The 19,315-nt window shown below is 68.6% G+C and carries 26 protein-coding genes; 21 read left to right on the forward strand and 5 right to left on the reverse strand.

Annotated elements, in window-relative coordinates:
• Nucleotides 1-4: 4 nt before the first annotated feature.
• From sctV to sctW, 5 genes are read right to left on the reverse strand one after another with little or no spacing between them, the layout of a single operon-like run.
• The gene (gene sctV, locus WHX56_RS08365; protein ID WP_129242353.1) at nucleotides 5-2,098 is read right to left on the reverse strand and encodes a type III secretion system export apparatus subunit SctV; all 2,094 of its coding nucleotides are present in this window, start codon (nucleotides 2,096-2,098) and stop codon (nucleotides 5-7) included.
• A gap of 8 nt (nucleotides 2,099-2,106) precedes the next feature.
• Nucleotides 2,107-2,466 (reverse strand): hypothetical protein, encoded by a 360-nt coding sequence (locus WHX56_RS08370; protein ID WP_129242354.1) that lies wholly within the window; start codon nucleotides 2,464-2,466, stop codon nucleotides 2,107-2,109.
• A 7-nt stretch (nucleotides 2,467-2,473) separates the two neighbouring features.
• Nucleotides 2,474-2,875 (reverse strand): hypothetical protein, encoded by a 402-nt coding sequence (locus tag WHX56_RS08375; protein ID WP_129242355.1) that lies wholly within the window; start codon nucleotides 2,873-2,875, stop codon nucleotides 2,474-2,476.
• 22 nt (nucleotides 2,876-2,897) lie between these two features.
• Nucleotides 2,898-3,278, reverse strand: a complete 381-nt coding sequence (locus WHX56_RS08380) for a hypothetical protein (protein WP_129242356.1) — start codon at nucleotides 3,276-3,278, stop codon at nucleotides 2,898-2,900.
• Nucleotides 3,275-4,375, reverse strand: coding sequence for a type III secretion system gatekeeper subunit SctW (gene sctW, locus WHX56_RS08385; protein WP_338880975.1), 1,101 nt, complete (start codon nucleotides 4,373-4,375; stop codon nucleotides 3,275-3,277). Before sctW ends, WHX56_RS08380 begins: the two co-directional genes overlap by 4 nt.
• A 227-nt stretch (nucleotides 4,376-4,602) precedes the next feature.
• Between sctW and WHX56_RS08390 the strand changes: the two genes are divergently transcribed.
• The 21 genes from WHX56_RS08390 to WHX56_RS08490 all read left to right on the forward strand — a co-directional run bounded on the left by WHX56_RS08390 (nucleotide 4,603) and on the right by WHX56_RS08490 (nucleotide 19,289).
• The gene (locus tag WHX56_RS08390) at nucleotides 4,603-5,328 is read left to right on the forward strand and encodes a hypothetical protein (protein WP_338880976.1); all 726 of its coding nucleotides are present in this window, start codon (nucleotides 4,603-4,605) and stop codon (nucleotides 5,326-5,328) included.
• A 142-nt stretch (nucleotides 5,329-5,470) separates the two neighbouring features.
• Nucleotides 5,471-6,073, forward strand: coding sequence for a hypothetical protein (locus WHX56_RS08395; protein ID WP_129242359.1), 603 nt, complete (start codon nucleotides 5,471-5,473; stop codon nucleotides 6,071-6,073).
• A 37-nt stretch (nucleotides 6,074-6,110) separates the two neighbouring features.
• Nucleotides 6,111-6,407 carry a hypothetical protein gene (locus WHX56_RS08400; RefSeq protein ID WP_129242360.1) on the forward strand — a complete coding sequence of 99 codons (297 nt, stop codon included), beginning with the start codon at nucleotides 6,111-6,113 and terminating at the stop codon, nucleotides 6,405-6,407.
• Between the two features lie 32 nt (nucleotides 6,408-6,439).
• A complete protein-coding gene (locus tag WHX56_RS08405; RefSeq protein WP_129242361.1) occupies nucleotides 6,440-6,952 on the forward strand; it encodes a SycD/LcrH family type III secretion system chaperone in 513 nt (170 codons plus the stop codon).
• 48 nt (nucleotides 6,953-7,000) lie between these two features.
• Complete coding sequence (gene sctB, locus WHX56_RS08410; RefSeq protein WP_129242362.1) at nucleotides 7,001-7,804, forward strand: type III secretion system translocon subunit SctB; 804 nt, start codon at nucleotides 7,001-7,003, stop codon at nucleotides 7,802-7,804.
• 26 nt (nucleotides 7,805-7,830) lie between these two features.
• Nucleotides 7,831-9,054, forward strand: coding sequence for a type III secretion system translocon subunit SctE (gene sctE / locus WHX56_RS08415; protein WP_129242363.1), 1,224 nt, complete (start codon nucleotides 7,831-7,833; stop codon nucleotides 9,052-9,054).
• A 36-nt stretch (nucleotides 9,055-9,090) separates the two neighbouring features.
• Entirely contained in the window at nucleotides 9,091-9,552 is a 462-nt protein-coding gene (locus WHX56_RS08420) for a tetratricopeptide repeat protein (protein WP_129242364.1), read from the forward strand.
• A 72-nt stretch (nucleotides 9,553-9,624) separates the two neighbouring features.
• Nucleotides 9,625-10,014, forward strand: a complete 390-nt coding sequence (locus WHX56_RS08425) for a tetratricopeptide repeat protein (protein ID WP_279636202.1) — start codon at nucleotides 9,625-9,627, stop codon at nucleotides 10,012-10,014.
• Between the two features lie 46 nt (nucleotides 10,015-10,060).
• Nucleotides 10,061-10,477: a type III secretion system inner rod subunit SctI gene (gene sctI / locus WHX56_RS08430; protein WP_287756159.1), complete on the forward strand. Its 417-nt coding sequence runs from the start codon at nucleotides 10,061-10,063 to the stop codon at nucleotides 10,475-10,477.
• A complete protein-coding gene (gene sctJ, locus WHX56_RS08435; protein WP_287756160.1) occupies nucleotides 10,477-11,310 on the forward strand; it encodes a type III secretion system inner membrane ring lipoprotein SctJ in 834 nt (277 codons plus the stop codon). Before sctI ends, sctJ begins: the two co-directional genes overlap by 1 nt.
• 2 nt (nucleotides 11,311-11,312) lie before the next feature.
• Nucleotides 11,313-11,969 (forward strand): SctK family type III secretion system sorting platform protein, encoded by a 657-nt coding sequence (locus tag WHX56_RS08440; RefSeq protein ID WP_129242368.1) that lies wholly within the window; start codon nucleotides 11,313-11,315, stop codon nucleotides 11,967-11,969.
• A complete protein-coding gene (locus WHX56_RS08445) occupies nucleotides 11,939-12,592 on the forward strand; it encodes an HrpE/YscL family type III secretion apparatus protein (protein WP_129242369.1) in 654 nt (217 codons plus the stop codon). Before WHX56_RS08440 ends, WHX56_RS08445 begins: the two co-directional genes overlap by 31 nt.
• A 16-nt stretch (nucleotides 12,593-12,608) precedes the next feature.
• Nucleotides 12,609-13,940, forward strand: coding sequence for a type III secretion system ATPase SctN (gene sctN / locus WHX56_RS08450; protein ID WP_129242370.1), 1,332 nt, complete (start codon nucleotides 12,609-12,611; stop codon nucleotides 13,938-13,940).
• On the forward strand, nucleotides 13,937-14,443 hold the full coding sequence (locus WHX56_RS08455) for a type III secretion protein (protein ID WP_338880977.1): 507 nt from the start codon (nucleotides 13,937-13,939) through the stop codon (nucleotides 14,441-14,443). The genes sctN and WHX56_RS08455 overlap by 4 nt, the downstream gene beginning before the upstream one ends.
• Nucleotides 14,440-14,997: a hypothetical protein gene (locus tag WHX56_RS08460; protein ID WP_338880978.1), complete on the forward strand. Its 558-nt coding sequence runs from the start codon at nucleotides 14,440-14,442 to the stop codon at nucleotides 14,995-14,997. Before WHX56_RS08455 ends, WHX56_RS08460 begins: the two co-directional genes overlap by 4 nt.
• Nucleotides 14,998-15,035: 38 nt before the next feature.
• The gene (gene sctQ, locus WHX56_RS08465) at nucleotides 15,036-16,091 is read left to right on the forward strand and encodes a type III secretion system cytoplasmic ring protein SctQ (protein WP_338880979.1); all 1,056 of its coding nucleotides are present in this window, start codon (nucleotides 15,036-15,038) and stop codon (nucleotides 16,089-16,091) included.
• Nucleotides 16,088-16,759 carry a type III secretion system export apparatus subunit SctR gene (gene sctR / locus WHX56_RS08470; RefSeq protein ID WP_129242374.1) on the forward strand — a complete coding sequence of 224 codons (672 nt, stop codon included), beginning with the start codon at nucleotides 16,088-16,090 and terminating at the stop codon, nucleotides 16,757-16,759. Before sctQ ends, sctR begins: the two co-directional genes overlap by 4 nt.
• Before the next feature lie 7 nt (nucleotides 16,760-16,766).
• Complete coding sequence (gene sctS / locus WHX56_RS08475; protein WP_043544872.1) at nucleotides 16,767-17,033, forward strand: type III secretion system export apparatus subunit SctS; 267 nt, start codon at nucleotides 16,767-16,769, stop codon at nucleotides 17,031-17,033.
• Between the two features lie 5 nt (nucleotides 17,034-17,038).
• Entirely contained in the window at nucleotides 17,039-17,839 is an 801-nt protein-coding gene (gene sctT, locus WHX56_RS08480; RefSeq protein ID WP_129242375.1) for a type III secretion system export apparatus subunit SctT, read from the forward strand.
• Nucleotides 17,836-18,894, forward strand: a complete 1,059-nt coding sequence (sctU, locus tag WHX56_RS08485; protein ID WP_165360236.1) for a type III secretion system export apparatus subunit SctU — start codon at nucleotides 17,836-17,838, stop codon at nucleotides 18,892-18,894. Before sctT ends, sctU begins: the two co-directional genes overlap by 4 nt.
• Entirely contained in the window at nucleotides 18,891-19,289 is a 399-nt protein-coding gene (locus WHX56_RS08490; RefSeq protein ID WP_129242377.1) for a CesT family type III secretion system chaperone, read from the forward strand. Before sctU ends, WHX56_RS08490 begins: the two co-directional genes overlap by 4 nt.
• The last annotated feature ends 26 nt before the right edge of the window (nucleotides 19,290-19,315 follow it).

The raw sequence follows: 19,315 nt of genomic DNA on the forward strand, positions 1-19,315 counted from the left end.
GCGTTCATAGATCCACCCGCGCCAGCGGCTGCACGTTGATTTCCTGCGTCAGCTCCTGGTAGGACAGCACCGGCAGTTCGTAGAGGTCCTGCTCGATCATCTTGCGCAGGTAGCGGCGGATGTCCATCGAAGTCAGCAACACCGGCTTCTGCGCGGTGGCGTTGAGGTCGCCGGTCGCGCGCTTGATGTTGTCGACCAGCTTTTTCGAGGCGTTCGGATCCAGCGCCAGGTAGCTGCCCGCCGAGGTCTGGCGGATTGCGCCGCGCACGGTCTCTTCCACGTTCGGCGCCAGCAGGTAGGCCGGCAGGATGTTCTGGCCGCTGGAGTACTTGTAGCTGATGTGGCGTTTCAGCGAGACCCGCACGTATTCGGTCAGCAGCACCGAATCCTTTTCCTTCTGGCCCCATTCGATCAGCGCTTCCAGCACCGCGCGCAGATTGCGCACCGAGATGTCCTCGGACACCAGGCGCTGCATGATCTCGGCGATCTTCTGCACCGGCATCACGCGCAGCGCCTCTTTCACCAGGTCGGGGAAGCGGTCTTCCATGGCGGTCAGCAGGAAGCGCGTTTCCTGGATGCCGATGAAGTCGGACGAGTATTTCTTCAGCACGAAGGCCAGGTGCCAGGTCAGCACCTGGTGGGGATCCAGGTAGGGAATCCCGGCGGCCGACAGCGTGGGCGCAAGCTCGGCGCCGACCCAGATGGTCGGGATGTTGGGCAGGAAGCGCTTGTCGGTTTCGTAGGGAACCTGCAGCGCCTGCAGGTTCTGTTCGGTGTCGCGCACCAGCACCGCCCCGGGCCGCAGCCTGCCTTGCGACACCGGTACTTCGGATAGCAGGATGTTGTAGGTGTCCTGCGGCAGCGCGTCGTTGAAACGTAGCTGGATGCCGGGGAACGGCACGCCCAGGTCGAAGTACAGGGCGCGGCGGATCTTGAGCAGTTCGTCGTTCAGTTCGTCGGCGTCGAAACTGCGCTGCAAATGCGCGGCGACGTCGATCATCAGCGGCAGGGTGGGCGCGAACTCGGCGCTGCCGTCGGTGCGCGGCTTGGCCGCCGGCTTCTGGCCGTCGGCCGCCAGCGCGGGGATTTCGGTGATCTCGCCCGTCTTTTCGTCTACCACCTTGCGCGTGCCGCGCAGCAGCACGAAGCCGACGGTGCCCACCACCGCGGCCAGCGCGAGGAAGGTCAGGGTGGGCATGCCCGGGATCAGGCCCATGCCCACGGCGATGGCGGCGGCGATCAGCAGCGCGCGCGGCTGGGCCAGCACCTGCGCGCCGATGTCCTTGCCCACGTTGGACGGGCCGTCGCCGGTCTGCACCCGCGTCACGATGATGCCCGCGCAGATGGCGATGAAAAGCGCGGGAATCTGCGCGATGAGGCCGTCGCCGATGGTCAGGATGGAATAGATCTGCACCGCTTCGCCGGCGGTGAGGTTGCGCTGCATGGTGCCGATGAGGATGCCGCCCAGCAGGTTCACCGCCACGATGATCAGCCCCGCGATGGCGTCGCCCTTGACGAACTTCATGGCGCCGTCCATGGCGCCGTATAGCTGGCTTTCTTTTTCGACGACGGAGCGGCGCTTGCGGGCCTCGTCCATGTCGATGGTGCCGGCGCGCAGGTCGGCGTCGATCGACATCTGCTTGCCGGGCATGGCGTCGAGCGAAAAGCGCGCGGCTACTTCGGCCACCCGCTCCGCGCCCTTGGTGATCACGACGAACTGCACGATGGTCAGGATCAGGAAGACCACCAGGCCCACGATAAGGTTGCCGCCCACGACGAAATTGCCGAAGGTCTCGATGATGTGCCCCGCGTCGCCCTGCAGCAGGATCAGGCGCGTGGTGGCGATGGAAATGCCCAGGCGGAACAGCGTCGTCACCAGCAGCACGGACGGGAACGACGAGAACGCCAGCGGCGACGGCAGGTACATGGCGACCATCAGCAGGATGGCCGACAGCGTCATGTTGGTGCCGATCAGTACGTCGACGAGCGCCGTCGGCAGCGGAAGGATCATCATGAAGATGATCGAGACGATCAGGACCGCCAGGACGATATCGTTGCGGCTGGTGGCGGCGGCGACGACGCGGTTAAGGGCTTGCATGGCGCGGCTCAAGTCGTTTCTGTCTCAGTGGGCGCGGCGCTTGCCGCGGGCCGCGAGGCGACGTACGCGCGCATCGCGGCGGCGGCCTCTTCCCGGCGCTCCAGCGCCAGCAGGGTCTGCGAGCGGATCAGGTGGAACGGCGCGCCGGCGCCGCCCTGCATGGCCAGGGCGTCCAGCGTCGACAGCGCGGTCTCGGGCTTGCCGGCGCGCAACTGCGCCAGCGCCAGGGCGGCCAGTTCGCGCTGGCCGGCCAGGCCCAGCGCGCGCAGGGCGTTGAGCAGGACGGCCGTCTTCTCGGGCCGGTTGTTTTCGAGGTAGATGTACGCCAGCAGGCTGAGCAGCTCGCGGGCCTCGTGTTTCAGCGGCATCGGGCGTTCATCCTTGGTACAGCGCGCTGCGGTACATGGTGACCAGTTCGCGCAGGCCCGCTTCGTCCTTGAGCAGGCGCAGCGCGCGGTTCAGGGCGCGGGCATCGTCCTGGTTCTGGGATTGCTCGGCGGCGGCGCCCAGGCCGTCCAGCGCGGATTGCAGGGCCTGCTGGAACTTGGCGGGCATCAGCAGGTCGCGATTGGCCAGCGGGGGGCGCAGGCTGTCGTCCAGATAGCGGGCGGCGGTGGGCTTGTCCAGCAACTGGGCCAACTGCGCGCGCACGCCGTCGGCGGGAGGGGCCAGTTCCTGGCGCTCGGGCAGGTGCTGGCCGCCGGCGTCGCGGCTGGCGTAGGAAATGCTGTCGATGCCCCGGTCGAAGGCCAGGCCGTTGATGCGCATGTCGGACATGATGGTTCTCCGTGTGCCGTGGTCAGTCGTCGCGCGCGGCGTCCAGCCAGCGCGACAGGTAGTCGACGGCCTGCTTCAGTTTGTGCGCGCTGGCGTCGGCGGCGGCCAGGCGGGTCGCCGCCAGGAGCCGCGGCACGCCGTCCTGCTCGCGCAGCGCCGCCTGTACCGGCCAGCCGTCCAGCCGGGAATAGTGGGCGCGGCGCCAGGCTTGCAGCAGGCGCTCGGGAGCGTCGTAGGGGGCGGGGTCCGAGACGTAGACCAGCACCTCTTCATCCGAGGGCTCGATCGCCACGCGGCGGCCGGATTCCAGTTGCAGCGCCACGTTGCCGCGGGCGCCCAGCGCCAGGCCGGGCATGCCGATGTCTTCGCCGAAGGCGCTCAACGCCTGGTCCAGGCTGTTCATTCGTATTCCTCGTCGATGGCGGCGTCCAGCGCCAGTTGGGCGGCGTTCAGGACGGATTGCCGGGTGTCCGAGTCGGCGTAGACGGAGATCGGGAGATCCTTGAGCACGGCGCGCACGCCGCTCAGGAACGCGATCCGGCCTTCCACGGTGGACACGCCATGCGTGCCGGCCAGGCTGGAGAAGCGCGATTCGGAGACCCATTTTTCATTGCTGACGTTGACCAGGTCCTGCATCAGCCGTTCCGACGAAACCGCGGCGCCATGTTCCCGGCCCATTTTTTCCGCCAGTTCCGCGCAGCCTTCCAGGACGGTGACGGCGGTGCCCAACTGGTACAGGTCCTGCATCAGGGCCTGCAGCCGGTCGGGGCTGGCGGAGGGGCGCGCGGCGGCCAGGTCCTGGCCCAGCGCCTGGATCAACTGCCGCAGCCCGCGGCCGATGTCCTGGCCGCCGAAGCGTTCCAGGGCCAGGGCGAGGGTCTTGGCCAGGCCGGATTCGCCCAGCACCACGTCGCGGTAGGTGCGCTGGAAATCCGCCACGCCCCGGGCGTCCCCGGCATAGGCCGAGGCGGCGCCGATGGTGTTCATGCCGGCGCGGATCTGCGGGCCGCTTTCCAGTTCCAGGTCGGCCAGCGCTTCGCGCAGCGCGTCCAGCACCTCTTCGGGCGCGCCTTCGCGTTCGCCCTGGCGCAGCGCGTACTGCAGGGCCAGATACTGCTGCGACACGTCGCCGAAGGCCTGGCCGGCCGCCTGGCGGGGATCGGCCTTGCCGGCCAGCAGGTGGCGGGCCAGCTCGATCAGTTTTTCCTGCGCGTCGGCGTCGTGGGCCTCGGCCAGGTAGGCCAGGATGGCTTCCGTGCTGATCGTCTGCAAGGGCGCGTCGCCGCGCATCTTGCGTTCCGCGTGGTGCTTGTCTTCCGTTTTCTCGGCCATGTGCAGGCTGAGTTCTTCGGCCGAATCGGCCAGGGAGAACTCGCCGTCGACCGCGACGGCGGCCTGGCCCAGCATCGTGCCGGCCTGCGGCTGCCCATGCTGGACGTCGGCCTGCGAGGTCATCGAGGAGAAAGCGGAGGAAGGAAGGCCTGCTTCGATACGGTTCATAGGGCGTGTCAGGCGGCCGGTACAGGCCGCGCGTAGTCAGTGGTAGTAACGGCGGGAGCGGGAAAGTTCCATGCCGGTCCGATGGAACCAAGGCGAGGCGGCGGTTACGAACACGGCATGGCGGCGGATTGGGATCGGACGATCCCGATATCCGCGAATATTTCAAGGGTTAACCCTTAATCAGCGAGGCGCCAAGCCCAACGGGCGCGCCGCAAGAGGAGAAGAAGATGTCCACAGTTTCCGGAGCGGGAGTCGGCGGCGTATCGGGCCTGGACCTGAGCTCGATGGACCTGGAGACCGCGCTGATGGCGGTGCAGAACCAGCGCGCCCAGTTGCTGGAGGACGCCTTGCGCCAGCAGCTCGATTCGGTCAACGCCCGCAATGCCGAAATGGCCGGCCTGAACGACTCGATCACCGCCAAGTCGGCGGAGAACAACAAGCTGGACGAGGCCAGCCTCTCCATGCAGAACCAGATCGCCGAACTGCGCGACCTGCAATCGCGGCTGCAGGCCAGCGAATGCCCGAATCCCGACGGCTGGTACGGGCTGTCCTGGGGGCAGGGCGACGACAAGGCGCTGTCCCACTCCACGCTGGACCAGATCAAGGCTTCCGGCCTGACCATCCCCACGGGCGCGGACGCGCCGCGCGACGTGGACGGCAACGGCACCATGGACGCCAAGGGGAAGGTGGTGGCCGGCTGGCAGAAGGAGATCGACGACAAGGTGGCGGCGCTGGAAGAGAGCATCAAGCAGAACGCCGCCACGGTCGAGGCCAACAAGACCGAAATGGCGTCCATGAAGAACCAGGTGGACGCGCTGGGCAATACGCAGCAAATGGAAATGCTGCGGTTGCAGGGCATGACCGGCAAGCGCAACGAAGCCTTCGACGTAATGACGAATTTCCTCAAGAAGATGCAGGACAGCCGGTCCAGCATCATCGGCAACATGCGTTGACGCGGCGGGCCGCGCCGCCTTGGCGCGGCGTGGAACTTCCGGCCCCGTGCCGTTACTTATGCTGTATGCGGGGCCGGGAAGATCCGGACCCCGGTGCGGCGCCCCGGATGCGCGGCAGCGCGCCACCCTTGGAGAACGAACAATGAGCAACCCAGTCGGCGGCGCCAACGGCGCCGGCAGCATCGGCCAGATCGACCTGTCCACCATGGATCTGGAGACCGCCCTCATGATGGTGCAGGGCGAGCGCGTCAAGCTGCTGGACGCGCAATTGCAGAACCAGATCAATGAAGTGCAGAAGCGCAATACCGAGATCGCCAAGCTGAACGACGCCATGAACAGCCTGAACGCGCTGGCGGGCCTGTTCAAGTCCGGCAAGGACGGCGCCACCAAGATGAAGGACGGCGGCATTCCCGACTGGAACAAGGCCGGAACGGAAAACGACAACCGCTACAACCAGATGCGCGACGCGATGTGGACGGCCATGGGCGAGGCCGGCATGGACCTCAACACCGACAAGTACCAGTTGAAGGTGAACGGCGGCGTCAGCGACGTCACCAAGGGCAGCATCGAGACCGCCATCCAGGCCATCAAGAACAAGGTGGACGCGCTGTCGAACACCCAGCAGATGGACATGACCCGCCTGCAAGGCATGACCAACAAGCGCAACGAGGCCTTCGACGTGATGACGAACTTCATCAAGAAGATGCAGGACAGCCGCTCGTCCATCATCGGCAACATGCGTTGACCGAATCACCCATCCATCCCGAATCCGGAAGACCGACATGAGCCAGAAGAAGACCCCCGAACAGATCCACGCCGACGCCGAGCGCGCGCTGGACGACGCGCGCCGCGCCCTGGAGCGGGCCGACGAGTTCTACCGGGACCAGGGCCTGAACCCGGACAAGGTGCGCGCCGTGAGCGCCGAGCGCCTGGGACCGAAGGAGCGCGAAGAGGCCGAGGCGCTGTTCCGCCAGGATCTGGAGGCGGTGGAGAACGAGGTGGCGCAGGAACTGGCCCGCCAGAGCTTCGCCGCGCCGGCGGCCGCCGGCGGCATGAAGAAAATGCGTCCCATGGTGTGAGGCGGGCGCCGCCCCGGAACTAGGAGAGCGACATGAGTCTGACCCCGGAAGAGAACGCCGTCCTGGCGCGCAACCTCGAGGCCGCCATGGAAGAGGCCACCGGCGGGCTGGCCAGCTACATACGCGCGGGCGGCAAGCTCGGCGACGTGCTGGGGCTGGCGCCGGCGGAGCTGGAGGCGATGTACTCGCTGGGCCATGCCCTGTACGAGCAGCAGCGCTACAGCGAGTCGTTCAAGGTGTTCTCGGCGCTGGTCACCTACGACCACACGCAGCCTCGCTACGGGCTGGCGCTGGCGGCCGCCAGCCGCATGCTGGGCCGGCACGAAGACGCCTTGCGCCAGTACCTGCCGGCCATCGCGGCCGATCCGCTGGATCCGGCGCCGCTGTACTACAGCGCCGAATCGCTGGTCGAACTGGGACGCCGCGACGAAGCCATCGAGGCGCTGGATACCGTCGCCGCGATGTGCGAAGGCGAGGACAAGCACGCTACCGTGGCGGCGCGGGCGAGGGTCCTGCGCGACGCCCTGGCGGGACCGCAGGCCTGAACCCTGCCGGGCGCCACGGGCGCGCGGCCAAGATACTGGAGCCATTCCATGAACATCAATTCCGTAGGCGCGGGCGGCGCGAACCTGCCGTCCAACCTCGAAGACCTGGTCAAGAGCACGTCTCCCGACGTCATCAAGGCTGCGCAGAACAGCTTCCAGGAGATCGCGTCCGAGAACGACGCGTTCATGCAGAAAATGCTGGGCACGCTGGGCCAGGCGGGCGGCACCGGTCCGCTGCAGACGCCGGAAGGGCGGTCCGGCGCCGACGTCGGCGCCACGCTGGGCGCGCTGTCGGGCCTGGGCGAGCAGGAATTGCAGACCGACATCTATGCCTTCATGATGCTGTTCCAGCAGTTGGCGCAGACGATGCGCTCGTCGGCGCGGGAAGTGCGCGCCAACGAGCTGCAGGCTCAGGTCGACACCCTCAAGGGCGCCGCGGACGAGATGCGCAAGGCCGCGCAGGAACGCATGATCGGCGCCATGACGCAGGGCGCCTTCCAGATCGCGGGCGGCCTGGCGCAAGTGGGGGCGGGCTTCAAGCAGGGCAGCGTGCTGAACGCGGGCGGCTCCGAAAGCCTGGCCAAGAGCTATTCCGACAAGGGGGCGGGCGTCTCCGGCGTGGCCAGCGGCATCGGCACCATGGTGAATGCCGCGCAGGAGCGCAAGGCCGCCGAGCACGACGCCAAGCGTTCCGAGATGGAGGCGCAGGCCAAGGTGCACGAATCCGGCATGCAGCAGGCCAGCGAAATGGCGCAGCAGATGATGGACGTGATCCGCGACGTGCGCGACAAGCTGTCGGCCATCGAGCAGTCGCGGATGGAAACGAACCGCGGCATCGCCCGCAACATCTGAGCCGGCGGACGCCAGGAGATCCCCACATGAATTCCATTTCTCCCAACATCGGTAGCCCGGCGCTGCCGCCGGGCGCCAGCCTGCCGGGCGACGCCGGCGCGTCGGCGGCCCAGGCCGCGCAGGCGACCGCCAAGGTCCGCGAACTGCTCGATACCTTCATGAGCATGGCGGGGTCGCTGCCGGACGCCAAGGGCGCGGGAGCGGGCCGCACCGACGGCATCTTCAATGGCAACGGCGCGCCCACGCTGGAGCCGCCGGTGCAATCTTTCTCCGCCAACGACATGATCGACCTGTTGCGCAGCATCCGGTCCAAGTCGGATGCCGCGCAGATCTCCAGCGCCAAGGAAAACCTGGCCACCGCGCGGACCAAGATGGAGAAGAACAACGAGGCGCAGTTGCAGAAGATCCAGGACTACGTGAAGAAATGCGAGGAAGCCGCCAGCAAGGGCGTCCTGGGCAAGATCTTCGGCTGGATCGGCAAGATCGCCGCGGTGGTGTTTTCGGCCATCGCCGTGGTCGCGCTGTCGGCGGGGTCCGTGGTCACCGGGGGCGCGGCCGCGCCGCTGCTGGCCCTGGCGGTGATGGGCCTGATCGGCTCGACCATCGCGCTGGCGGACCAGATATCCAAGGAGTGCGGCGGGCCCGAGATCAGCCTGAGCAACCTCATGACCACCGTCGCCAGCAAGTTCCTGCAGGCCTGCGGCGTCGACGAGGAAACCGCGCAGCGCATCGGCAAAGTGGTCGCCGGGGTGGTGGGGCTGGCGTCGCCCGCCCTGCTGATGATCGAGCCGGGCCTGTTGGGCGGCCTGGCCGGCGGCATCGCCGAACTGGCGGGCGCGGACCAGAAGACCACCATGGCCCTGACCCTGGCCTTTGGCATCGTGGCGGCCGTCGCGGTGGGCGCCGTGACCATCGCCGCCTCGGGCGGCACCAGCGCGGTCAGCACCGCGTCGCGCGTGCTGGCGGCCGTCGGCCAGGCCACGCAGGGCATGACGCAGATAGCGCAGGGCGCGGTCAAGATCTCGGTCGCCAAGACCAAGAGCGAGGCCGAGAACATCCAGGCGGACAAGAAGGAAATGGAAGCCGCCACGCGCAAGCTCCAGGCCAAGATGGAAGAAGCCCAGGAAGAGATCACCAAGGTGATCCAGCAGATGGAAGAGGGCCTGCGCATGGTGTCGCAGATGATCAACGGCGCCGCCGACAGCATGTCGCAGATCACCGCGAACATGGGCAAGCGGATGGCCGTCTGACGCCCGCCCCGCACGACAATGCAACAAGGAAAGGAAATGGCCGATAGCGCAATTCAACGGGACGAGTTTGGCGAGGCGCTCTACCGCGGGCTGGAAGGCCTGCCGTCCAATGGGCGCCTGACGCCCGAGCAACTGGAGGTGGTGTACGCGCTGGCATACGCGCATGCCGCGCAGGAGCAGTACGCGCAGGCGCTGCCGGTGTTCGCCTTCCTGGCGCAGTATGGCCCGACCCGCAAGCACTACCTGGTGGGGCTGGGCGTATGCCTGCAGATGCTGGGCCGGACCGAGGAGGCCATCACGATCTATTCGCTGGTGCTCACCCTGTATCCGGATTCGTGGCACACGGCCCTGAGGGTCGCCGAATGCCAGCTTGCGGCCCAGCAACTCGACCAGGCGCGCCGCACGCTGGAACTGCTGCGCACGCCCGGCACGCCGGAGGACGTGCGCGCGCGGGCCGAGGCGCTGCTGCAATTGTCTGCGCGGGAGGCCGCGACATGAAACATGGACGATAGCGCCCTTACCCCCCACACGCCCGCAGTGGCCCAAGCCGCTGTGGCTCAAGCCGTCTCCATGGAGACGGCTGTTGTGCTTCTGGCGGACGACGCCAGGCTGCTGGCGGAAGTCGGCTTCCTGGCCGCCGGCGCGGGCGACGCCGCCCGCGCCGAAACCATTTTTTCCGCGCTGCGGCGCCTGCGGCCCGGCCAGGCGTATCCGGCGATCGGCCTGGCCGTGGCCTGGCTGAACGCCGGCCGCGCGCCGGATGCCGTGCGCCTGCTGGAGAGCGCCGTGCTGGCCGATCCCGCCGAAAGGCCGCTGCTGGACGCGTGGCGCGGCTTTGCGCTGCAGTTGGCCGGCCGCAGCCAGGAAAGCGCGCGCCTGCTGGAAGCGGTGGCGCGCGGCGACGGAGAAGGCGCGCGCCTGGCGCGCGCGTTGCTGGGCCTGCCGCAGGAGGACGCATGATGCGCGCCGCGGCTGCTTGTGATCATCGACTTTGGAGTTAGCGTACATGGAAATCGCCGCGCTTTCGGCCGCTTTGCCGCCCATCTTGTCCACGCCGCCAACGCCGCCCGCGCAACTGGCCACCGAACGCTTCAACGCCGTCATGAGCGCGCCCGAAGCCGGGGCGCCCTCCCTGACGGGCTTGCAGTCGGCGCTGCAATCGGCCTTCGCGGCACCGGTGGACGCCGCGCCGCAGACCCTGGGCAACCAGATCCTGGCCAGCCTGCGCAGCACCACCACGGAATACTCGGAGAAGTGGCAAGGCATATCGAGCCGGATGGACGCCATTTCCTCGCAGCCTTCGGTGGCCGACATGATGCGCCTGCAGGCGGACCTGCTGCAGGTATCGGTGCAGTATGAAATGGTGGGCAAGGCGGTATCGCGCACCACGCAGAACATCGATTCGCTGGTCAGGATGTCGTGATGCGGGACGTTTCCGGTTTGTCCTTTTTTACCGCGGCCAGGAAGCGGGGCGTGTCGGCCTTGCGGCTGCTGGCCATCGGCCTGACGCTGGCCCTGGCCGCCTGCGGTTCGCGGGTGGAGCTGTTCTCGGCCGCGAATGAGAGCGAGGCCAACGAGGTGCTGTCGGTGCTGCTCGACGCCGGCATCTCGGCGCAGAAGGCCGTCACCAAGACCGGCGTGGCCGTGTCGGTGGACGGCCAGCAGGTGGCGCGCGCGCTGGACATCCTGCGCGCGCGTGGGCTGCCGCGCGAACGCTTCGACGGCATGGGGCAGATATTCCGCAAGGAAGGCCTGGTGTCCTCGCCCCTGGAAGAGCGGGCTCGATATATCTACGCGCTGTCGCAGGAACTGACCAACACGCTGTCGCAGATGGACGGCGTGCTGGCGGCCCGCGTGCACGTGGTGCTGCCGGAGCGCGGCGGGGTGGGCGAGAACACCACGCCGTCGACGGCCGCGGTGTTCATCAAGCATCAGGCCGGCTACAACCTGGATGCCCTGCAGCCGCAGATCCGCAAGCTGGTCACCCACGCGATTCCGGGCCTGACCGAGGACCGCGTGTCGATCGCGCTGGTGTCGGCGCAGCCGGCAGCCGGCCAGCCGGCGGGCGGCGCCATGCGCCAGGTGCTGGGCATCGAGGTGGCGGACGGGTCGTCGGGCGTGCTGACCGCCTGGCTGGTGGCCTTGGCTTTGCTGGTGGTGGCGCTGGCCGGCGCGGTCGGCTGGCTGCTCTGGCGCTACGGCGCGCCGGTGCGCGCCAAGGCCGAGCGCCGAGAGCCCGCGGGCGAGGTCCGTTGATCATGGAACCGGCGGCAAGCGCGCTGGGACGGCGGCTGGTTGAGTTCAACCAGTTGCCCAGCCGCACCCTGCATCCCAGCCGCCATGCGGCTTTCGCGCCGGCCGCCGCCCTCGAGGCGATGGCGGGCGCGCCGGCCTTGGCCGCGGCCTGGCATCGCCACTGGTCGCGGGACATCCTGCGGGGGCTGGGCCTGCTGGAGCGGCCGGTGACGGACGCCGGCCGGCCCGAACTGGCCCTGGCGCTCCTGGCGCCGGACGCCCTGGCGCAGTGCGCGCGGCGCCTGGGCGCCGTGCTTTGCGGTCCGCGCCTGCGCCGCGCCATCGCGGGCGACGAGGTGCGGCTGCTGATCGGCGGCCTGGGTGCCGACCTGATGGACTTTGCGCGCCGCACGGCCGCCGGACTGCATGCCGGCATCGCCGAGAGCGCGGCATGGCCGGCCGAGCAGGCCGCCGCCGCGGTCGACGCGCTGGGCCGGGGCGCGCTGCGCGCCGCGTTGAGCGGCGCGGGCCCCGAACTGCTGCTGCGCGCCGAACTGAAACTGCCTGAGCTGCCGGCCCAGGATTCCCCCCTGCCTGCCGCCGACGCCCTGTCGCTCGGCCTGTCGATACTGAAGAACACGGATCCCACATGGCATTCCTCATTCCCCGCGATCCGCTGACGCCCCGCGACCCGGCCGGCGACGCCTCGGTCGGCCGCATCGACCCCGCGGCGCGCGTGCTGCGGGCCGCCGACCGCGCGGCCTGGGCCGGCGCGCAAGAACTGCTGGCCCAGGCGCGGGCCCAGGCCGACGCCATCGTCGGCGGCGCGCAGGCGGCGTACGAGCAGGAGAGCCGGCGCGGCTACGAGGAGGGGCGCGAGTCGGCGCTGTTGGACCAGGCCGAGAAAATGATAGAGACCGTCGGCCGCACGGTCGAGTACTTCGCCGGCGTCGAGAACGAGATGGTGGAACTGGTGATGGCGGCGGTGCGCAAGGTCGTGGACGGCTTCGACGACCGCGAGAAAGTGATGGTGGTGGTGCGCAACGCCCTGGCCGTCGTGCGCAACCAGAAGCAGATGACCCTGCGGCTGAACCCGGCCGAAGTGGATATGGTGCGGGAGCAGATCAACGACCTGCTGGCGGCCTATCCCGGCGTGGGCTACCTGGACATCCTGGCCGACGGCCGGCTGGCGCGCGGCGCCTGCATCCTGGAAAGCGAGATCGGCATGGTCGAGGCCAGCCTCGAGGGCCAGATCCAGGCGCTGCGCCAGGCATTCCAGCGCACGCTGGGCAGCCGGGTCTAGGATGGACAGGCCAGCCGTGCGACAGTTCGACTACATTGCCGAGATGATGGAGCTGGCGCTCCAGGACACGCCGACCCTGCGCATCAAGGGGCGGGTCACGCAGGTGATCGGCACCATCATCAAGGCCGTGGTGCCGACGGTGAAAGTGGGAGAGGTCTGCATCCTGCGCAATCCCGGCGAGGATTTCGAGATGAAGGGCGAGGTGGTGGGCTTTGCGCGCGACGCGGCGCTGCTCACGCCGATCGGCGACATGTACGGCATCTCCTCCGCCACCGAAGTCATCCCCACTGGCCGCGCGCACATGGTGCCGGTCGGTCCCGGCCTGCTGGGGCGGGTGCTGGACGGCCTGGGCCGCCCGCTGGACGAGGCGGAACTCGGCCCGCTGGAAGCCAGCAAGTTCTATCCCGTGTTCGCCGAAGCGCCCGACCCCCTGAAGCGCCGCATCATCGCCGACCCGCTGGAACTGGGCGTGCGGGCGCTGGACGGCGTGCTGACTTGCGGCGAAGGCCAGCGCATGGGCATCTTCGCGGCCGCGGGCGGCGGCAAGTCCACCCTGATGGGCATGCTGGTCAAGGGCGCCGACGTGGACGTCACCGTGGTGGCGCTGATCGGCGAACGGGGCCGCGAGGTGCGCGAGTTCCTGGAGCACGAACTGGGCCGCGAAGGCCGGCGCAAGAGCGTCATCGTGTGCGCCACCAGCGACAAGTCCTCGATGGAGCGCGCCAAGGCGGCGTACGTGGCCACCGCCATCGCCGAGTATTTCCGCGACCAGGGCAAGCGCGTGCTGTTCCTGATGGATTCCGTGACCCGCTTCGCGCGCGCCCAGCGCGAGATCGGCCTGGCCGCCGGCGAGCCGCCCACGCGCCGCGGCTATCCGCCGTCGGTCTTCGCGACCCTGCCCAAGCTGATGGAGCGCGCGGGCATGAACGAGCACGGATCGATCACGGCGCTCTATACCGTGCTGGTGGAGGGCGACGACATGACCGAGCCCATCGCCGACGAGACCCGGTCGATCCTGGACGGCCACATCGTGCTGTCGCGCAAGCTTGGCGCGGCCAACCACTATCCGGCCATCGACGTGCTGGCCTCCGCCAGCCGCGTGATGAACGCGGTGATCACGCCCGAGCACAAGCGGGCCGCGGGCCGCTTGCGCGAACTGATGGCCAAGTACCAGGAAGTGGAGCTGCTGGTGAAGATCGGCGAATACAAGCGGGGCGGCGACGCCGTCACCGACGAGGCCATCGACAAGATCGGCGCGATCAATACCTTCCTGCGCCAGCGCACCGACGAACGCGCGACCCTGCCCGAGGCCCTGGCGCGCATGACCGAAATCGTGGGGGCGCAATGAGCGTGTTCGACGAACTGCTGGCCATCAAGCGCTTTCGCGAAGGCCAGGCCGAGATCGCGGTGTCGCGCCAGCGCCTGCGCCATGCCGAGGCCGACGCGGTCAGGCGCGATTCCGAGGCGGCGCTGGCGTCGTATCGGGACGAGGCCGTCCGGCGCGAGCGGGCGCTGTACAGCGACCTGTGCAGCCGCGTGGTCCGCGTGCGCGAGATCGAGACCGTCCTGCAGGACGTGGCCGGGCTGCGCGAAGGCGAGCGCCAGCGCGAACAGGCGGTGGAGACCGCCGAGCGCCGCCTGGAAGAGGAAAACCAGGCGCTCGCGGCCAGCCGCCAGCAGCACCGGCAGGCCGCGCGGCTGACGGGCAAGTTCGTGGAACTGGCGCGCATCCACCTGGACGAGCACCTGAAGGCGCTGGAGCAGAAGGAAGACCTCGAAATGGAAGAGGCCGCCTCGGTTTCGCGCGACCGCGAAGACTGGGAGCAGCACGAGGAGTTCGAACCCGCATGAGCATGGACCGACGCATCGGGCTGGAAACGGCCATTCCCCAGGGGACCGGGACGCTGTCGAATTCCGACGGCCACGCCGCGGGACGCCAGGCCAGCGACGCCGACCGCCAGGCCTTCGAACAGGCCATGGCGCAGGGCGAGCCGGAGGCGGCTCCCGAGCCGGCGTCCGCGCCTTCGCCGTTCTCGCTGTTCGGCGCGGCCGCCGCCGCGCCGCAGGCCAGCACACACGCGCAGGCGCTGGCCCGGGCCTTGAGCGAGACCGCCGAACAGTTGCTGGTGGCCGACGGCAGCGGCGGCCGGCGGCAGGTCCGCGTGGAATTGAAGGACGACGTGCTGCCCGGCGTCAGCGTGTCGGTCTATGAAGAGGAAGGCCGTTGCGTGGCCGATTTCGTCTGCGCCAACGAGCGCTCGCGCGAACGCCTCTGCGCCATGGCGCCCGAACTGGCGGCCCAACTGGCCGATAGCCTGGGCAGGCCGGCGCGGGTGCGCGTCAGCGCAGACGACCCCGAAGATCCTTGCTTGGCGGAGACCGACGCCGCGGCGCCGGTCCGCTGACAACCCCTGAACCCATGACTGCCCCTACGCATAATCCCTTGTCCTCCTATCCGCTGCCGCGCCTGAGCGGCAACGAAGCGCGCGCGCGTTCGCTGATCGCGCATCATGGCGCCGACCTGCGGGTCACGCTCGCGCCGCCGGCCGGCGCGGATGCCCAGCCCGCCACCTGGCGCCTGGGGTTCACCCTGGGCGTGCCGGATGCGCTGCGCCAGTCGGCGACCCTGTCGGCCGACCTGGAATGGGCCGGCGCCCGCCTGCGGCTGGGGCTGCCGCCGTCGGCGATCGACGCCTGGCTCGCCGCGCGCCTGCCGGGCATCGAGCCTGGCGCGGTGCCGGCGCCGCTGGCGGCCACGGCCATCGAAACGCTGCTGGCCGAGGCGATGGCCGCCTTGAACGAGGCGTCGCCGGGCGGTCCCGCGCGGGTCGTGGGCATGGGGGGTGCATCCGCGGGCCTGCCCCAGTCCTGGACGGTCGCCGCGCGCAATCCGGCCAATGGCGACACCGTCTACGCCAGCCTGGACATGGACGGCCTGGGGCTGATGCTGCTGGCCGGCCTGGTCAACCGGGCCGAGCCCGCCGACAACGGCGTCGCGCTGGACGGGGTGCCGGTGCGCGTCGGCGCGCGCCTGGGCTGGACGGACCTGCCGGCCGCCGACCTGCGCGGCCTGCAGGCGCGCGACACCATCTTCCTGGACCACTACCTCGTCTCGCCGGAAGGCGAACTATGGCTGGCGGCGGGCGGGCAGGGCCTGCGCGTGCGCCGAGAACAATCCTCATACCTCGTTACCCAAGGCTGGACTTCCCTTATGACCGAGACGCCTCAACTGCCGGCCGCCGCCGAGCCCGGCGCCAGCGCCCCGTTGGACATGGACGCGATACCCGTGCGGCTGACGTTCGAACTGGGCGAACGCCAACTGACCCTGGGCGAACTGCGCCTGCTGCAGCCCGGCGAGACCTTCGACCTGGAGCGTCCGCTGGCGGATGGCCCCGTCATCGTGCGCGCCAACGGCGCGCTGGTGGGCACGGGCGAACTGGTGGAGATCGACGGCAGGATCGGCGTGACCCTGCGCAGCCTGGGCAAGGCCGGAGCATGAGCGCGTCAGCGGATCCGATCAGCCTGGCCGTCGTCCTGGCGCTGCTGGCGCTGGTGCCCCTGGCCGCCGTCATGACCACTTCCTTCCTGAAGATCGCGGTGGTGCTGACCCTGGTGCGCAACGCCCTGGGCGTGCAGCAGGTGCCGCCCAACATGGCGCTCTACGGCCTGGCGCTGATCCTGTCGGCCTATGTGATGGGGCCGGTGGTCATGCAGATCGGCGACGAACTGCGGGCGCCGCCGGCCGCCGTGGCGCCAGGCGCGCCGGCGCCGGACCGGCTGGAAGGCATCATGGACGCGGTGGCGCGCGGCGCCGAGCCCATGCGCGGCTTCATGCTGAAGAACAGCAGGCCCGAGCAGCGGGATTTCTTCGTCCGCACGGCGCGCGGGCTGTGGGGCGAGCAGGCCGCGCGCAACCTCAAGGAAGACGACCTGCTGGTGCTGATCCCGTCTTTCCTCGTGTCCGAGCTGACGGCCGCCTTCCAGATCGGCTTCCTGCTGTACCTGCCCTTCGTCATCATCGACCTCATCGTGTCCAACATCCTGCTGGCGATGGGCATGATGATGGTGTCGCCGGTAACCATATCCATGCCCTTGAAGCTGTTCCTGTTCGTCATGGTCGACGGCTGGACGCGGCTGATCCAGGGCCTGGTCCTGTCCTACGGCTGAGCGCGCCATGGCTACCGTCGATCTCGTTTCGTACATGACCCAGGCGCTGTACCTGGTGCTGTGGCTGTCGCTGCCGCCGATCGCGGTGGCGGCCATCGTGGGCACCCTGTTCTCGCTGTTCCAGGCCCTGACCCAGATCCAGGAACAGACGCTGTCGTTCGCGGTGAAGCTGATCGCCGTGTTCGCCACCATCCTGCTCACGGCGCGCTGGCTCAGCGCCGAGCTTTACAACTTCACGGTCTCCGTGTTCGACCTCTTCTACAAAATCCACTGACGCAGATGATCTCCGGCATCACCTACGCTGAGGCAAAAGTCTTCCTGGGCACGCTGGCATTGACGCAGCCTCGGATACTGGCGCTGTGCGCGATGCTGCCGCTGTTCAACCGGCAGTTGCTGCCGGGCATGCTGCGCTACGCCCTGTGCGCGGCCATCGGCATTGTGCTGGTGCCGGCGCTGGCGCCGCGCTACGCGGTCATGGACCTGGGCACGGTGGAAATCGCGCTGCTGGTGGTCAAGGAAGTGTTCGTCGGCATGGTCATGGGCTTCCTGGTGGCCATTCCGTTCTGGATCTTCGAGGCCGTGGGCTTCGTGGTCGACAACCAGCGCGGGGCCAGCCTGGGCGCCACGATCAATCCGGCCACGGGCAACGATTCGTCGCCCATGGGGATCCTGTTCAACCAGGCCTTCATGGTGTTCTTCCTGGTGGGCGGGGGCTTCACGCTGATGCTGACCATGCTGTACGACAGTTTCCGGCTGTGGGACCTGTGGGACTGGGCGCCCACGCTGCGCAGGGAAAGCGTCCCGCTGATGCTGGACCAACTGGGCCGCTTTTTGCGCCTGACGCTGCTGTTCGCCGCGCCCGCGATCGTGGCCATGTTCCTGGCCGAAGTGGGCCTGGCCCTGGTCAGCCGCTTCGCGCCGCAGTTGCAGGTGTTCTTCCTGGCGATGCCGGTCAAGAGCGCGCTGGCGCTGCTGGTATTGGTGCTCTACATGAGCACGCTGTTCGAATACGCCGCCGAGGCCACGGGGCAGATCGGTTCGGCCCTGCCGTTCCTCGACAATCAATGGCGGGCGCCATGAGCGGCGAAAAGACAGAACAGCCAACCGGCAAGAAGCTGCGCGAGGCGCGGGAGAAGGGCGACGTTGCCCACAGCAAGGACTTCACCCAGACGCTCTTGGTGCTGGCGCTGTTCGGCTACATGCTGGGCAATGCGCACGGCATCATCGAATCGCTGGGCCGGCTGGTCCTGCTTCCGTCCACGCTGGTGGGCATGCCGTTCGAGCGGGCCTTGCCCGTCGCGCTGGACGCGGCGCTGCGCGAGGCGGTGGCCCTGGTGCTGCCCTTCGTGCTGATCGTGCTGATCGTCGGCATGTTCTCTGAGTTCTTGCAGGTGGGCGTGCTGCTGGCCTTCGAGAAGCTCAAGCCCTCGGCCAAGAAGCTCGACGTGATGGCCAACCTGAAGAACATGTTCTCGAAGAAGAACCTGGTCGAACTGCTGAAGTCCATCGTCAAGATCGCGTTTCTTTCCGTATTGGTGACCCTGGTTGTGCGCGATGCTCTGCCGGAGCTGATGGCGGTGCCGCACAGCGGCCTGGCCGGCCTGGAGGCGGGCGTGGGCGGCATGATGCGCACGCTGGTGGTGAACATCGCGTTCGCCTATGTGGTGATCTCGCTGGCCGACTTCGTCTGGCAGCGCATGCAGTACCGCAAGGGGCTGATGATGAGCAAGGAAGAAATCAAGCAGGAATTCAAGGAGATGGAGGGCGACCCCCACATCAAGCACAAGCGCAAGCACCTGCACCAGGAAATGGTGATGCAGGGCGCGGTTTCCAGCGCGCGCAAGGCGTCGGTGCTGGTGACCAACCCCACCCACCTGGCGATCGCCATCTACTACCAGCCCGACGAAACTCCCCTGCCGGTGGTGCTGGCCAAGGGCGAGGGCGCGCTGGCCGAGCAGATGATGCGGGCCGCGCGCGAGGCGGGCGTGCCCGTGATGCAGAACATTCCGCTGGCGCGCGCGTTGATGGCCGACGCGCAAGCCGACCAATACATCCCCAGCGAGCTCATCGAGCCCGTCGCCGAAGTGCTGCGGCTGGTGCGCAAGATGGCCGCGAATCCGGAACAGCAACCATGACTTCCGTCCAGCATCCCCTGATTTCCGCCTACGCGAGCCGCCACGGCCTGCCGGCGCCCGCCCGCGCCGACGGCCGGCTCACCGTCGTGATCGACGGCACCTACCGCGTCCACCTGCACGCGGCGCCCGAAGGCTGGCTGGCGCTCACGTGCCGCCTGTGCGCGCTGCCCGAGGAGGGCCCGGCGCGCGACGCGCTGGCGCGCGAAGCCGGCAGGCTGGCCGCGGGCATGCTGAGCCGCCATGCGGCCGGGTGCGTCGTCGACCCGCAGGGCAGGGCGTTGTGGCTGCAACAGACATTGAGGCCCGACAGCAGCGACCTGGCGCTGGACGAGGCCTTCGGCGCCTTCGCCAACGCCTTGTCCTTCTGGGCGGGCGCGCTGCGGCGGCTGGCATGAACAAGATATCCGGGACTGTTACCCGA

The organism is Achromobacter veterisilvae (assembly GCF_037619525.1).
GTDB classification, from domain to species: domain Bacteria; phylum Pseudomonadota; class Gammaproteobacteria; order Burkholderiales; family Burkholderiaceae_B; genus Achromobacter; species Achromobacter veterisilvae.

Coding starts and splice junctions, on each gene's coding strand:
- sctV (WP_129242353.1), bottom strand. CDS start 2,098: ATGCAAGCCCTTAACCGCGTCGTCGCCGCCGCCACCAGCCGCAACGAT.
- WHX56_RS08370 (WP_129242354.1), bottom strand. CDS start 2,466: ATGCCGCTGAAACACGAGGCCCGCGAGCTGCTCAGCCTGCTGGCGTAC.
- WHX56_RS08375 (WP_129242355.1), bottom strand. CDS start 2,875: ATGTCCGACATGCGCATCAACGGCCTGGCCTTCGACCGGGGCATCGAC.
- WHX56_RS08380 (WP_129242356.1), bottom strand. CDS start 3,278: ATGAACAGCCTGGACCAGGCGTTGAGCGCCTTCGGCGAAGACATCGGC.
- sctW (WP_338880975.1), bottom strand. CDS start 4,375: ATGAACCGTATCGAAGCAGGCCTTCCTTCCTCCGCTTTCTCCTCGATG.
- WHX56_RS08390 (WP_338880976.1), top strand. CDS start 4,603: ATGTCCACAGTTTCCGGAGCGGGAGTCGGCGGCGTATCGGGCCTGGAC.
- WHX56_RS08395 (WP_129242359.1), top strand. CDS start 5,471: ATGAGCAACCCAGTCGGCGGCGCCAACGGCGCCGGCAGCATCGGCCAG.
- WHX56_RS08400 (WP_129242360.1), top strand. CDS start 6,111: ATGAGCCAGAAGAAGACCCCCGAACAGATCCACGCCGACGCCGAGCGC.
- WHX56_RS08405 (WP_129242361.1), top strand. CDS start 6,440: ATGAGTCTGACCCCGGAAGAGAACGCCGTCCTGGCGCGCAACCTCGAG.
- sctB (WP_129242362.1), top strand. CDS start 7,001: ATGAACATCAATTCCGTAGGCGCGGGCGGCGCGAACCTGCCGTCCAAC.
- sctE (WP_129242363.1), top strand. CDS start 7,831: ATGAATTCCATTTCTCCCAACATCGGTAGCCCGGCGCTGCCGCCGGGC.
- WHX56_RS08420 (WP_129242364.1), top strand. CDS start 9,091: ATGGCCGATAGCGCAATTCAACGGGACGAGTTTGGCGAGGCGCTCTAC.
- WHX56_RS08425 (WP_279636202.1), top strand. CDS start 9,625: ATGGAGACGGCTGTTGTGCTTCTGGCGGACGACGCCAGGCTGCTGGCG.
- sctI (WP_287756159.1), top strand. CDS start 10,061: ATGGAAATCGCCGCGCTTTCGGCCGCTTTGCCGCCCATCTTGTCCACG.
- sctJ (WP_287756160.1), top strand. CDS start 10,477: ATGCGGGACGTTTCCGGTTTGTCCTTTTTTACCGCGGCCAGGAAGCGG.
- WHX56_RS08440 (WP_129242368.1), top strand. CDS start 11,313: ATGGAACCGGCGGCAAGCGCGCTGGGACGGCGGCTGGTTGAGTTCAAC.
- WHX56_RS08445 (WP_129242369.1), top strand. CDS start 11,939: ATGGCATTCCTCATTCCCCGCGATCCGCTGACGCCCCGCGACCCGGCC.
- WHX56_RS08455 (WP_338880977.1), top strand. CDS start 13,937: ATGAGCGTGTTCGACGAACTGCTGGCCATCAAGCGCTTTCGCGAAGGC.
- WHX56_RS08460 (WP_338880978.1), top strand. CDS start 14,440: ATGAGCATGGACCGACGCATCGGGCTGGAAACGGCCATTCCCCAGGGG.
- sctR (WP_129242374.1), top strand. CDS start 16,088: ATGAGCGCGTCAGCGGATCCGATCAGCCTGGCCGTCGTCCTGGCGCTG.
- sctS (WP_043544872.1), top strand. CDS start 16,767: ATGGCTACCGTCGATCTCGTTTCGTACATGACCCAGGCGCTGTACCTG.
- sctT (WP_129242375.1), top strand. CDS start 17,039: ATGATCTCCGGCATCACCTACGCTGAGGCAAAAGTCTTCCTGGGCACG.
- sctU (WP_165360236.1), top strand. CDS start 17,836: ATGAGCGGCGAAAAGACAGAACAGCCAACCGGCAAGAAGCTGCGCGAG.
- WHX56_RS08490 (WP_129242377.1), top strand. CDS start 18,891: ATGACTTCCGTCCAGCATCCCCTGATTTCCGCCTACGCGAGCCGCCAC.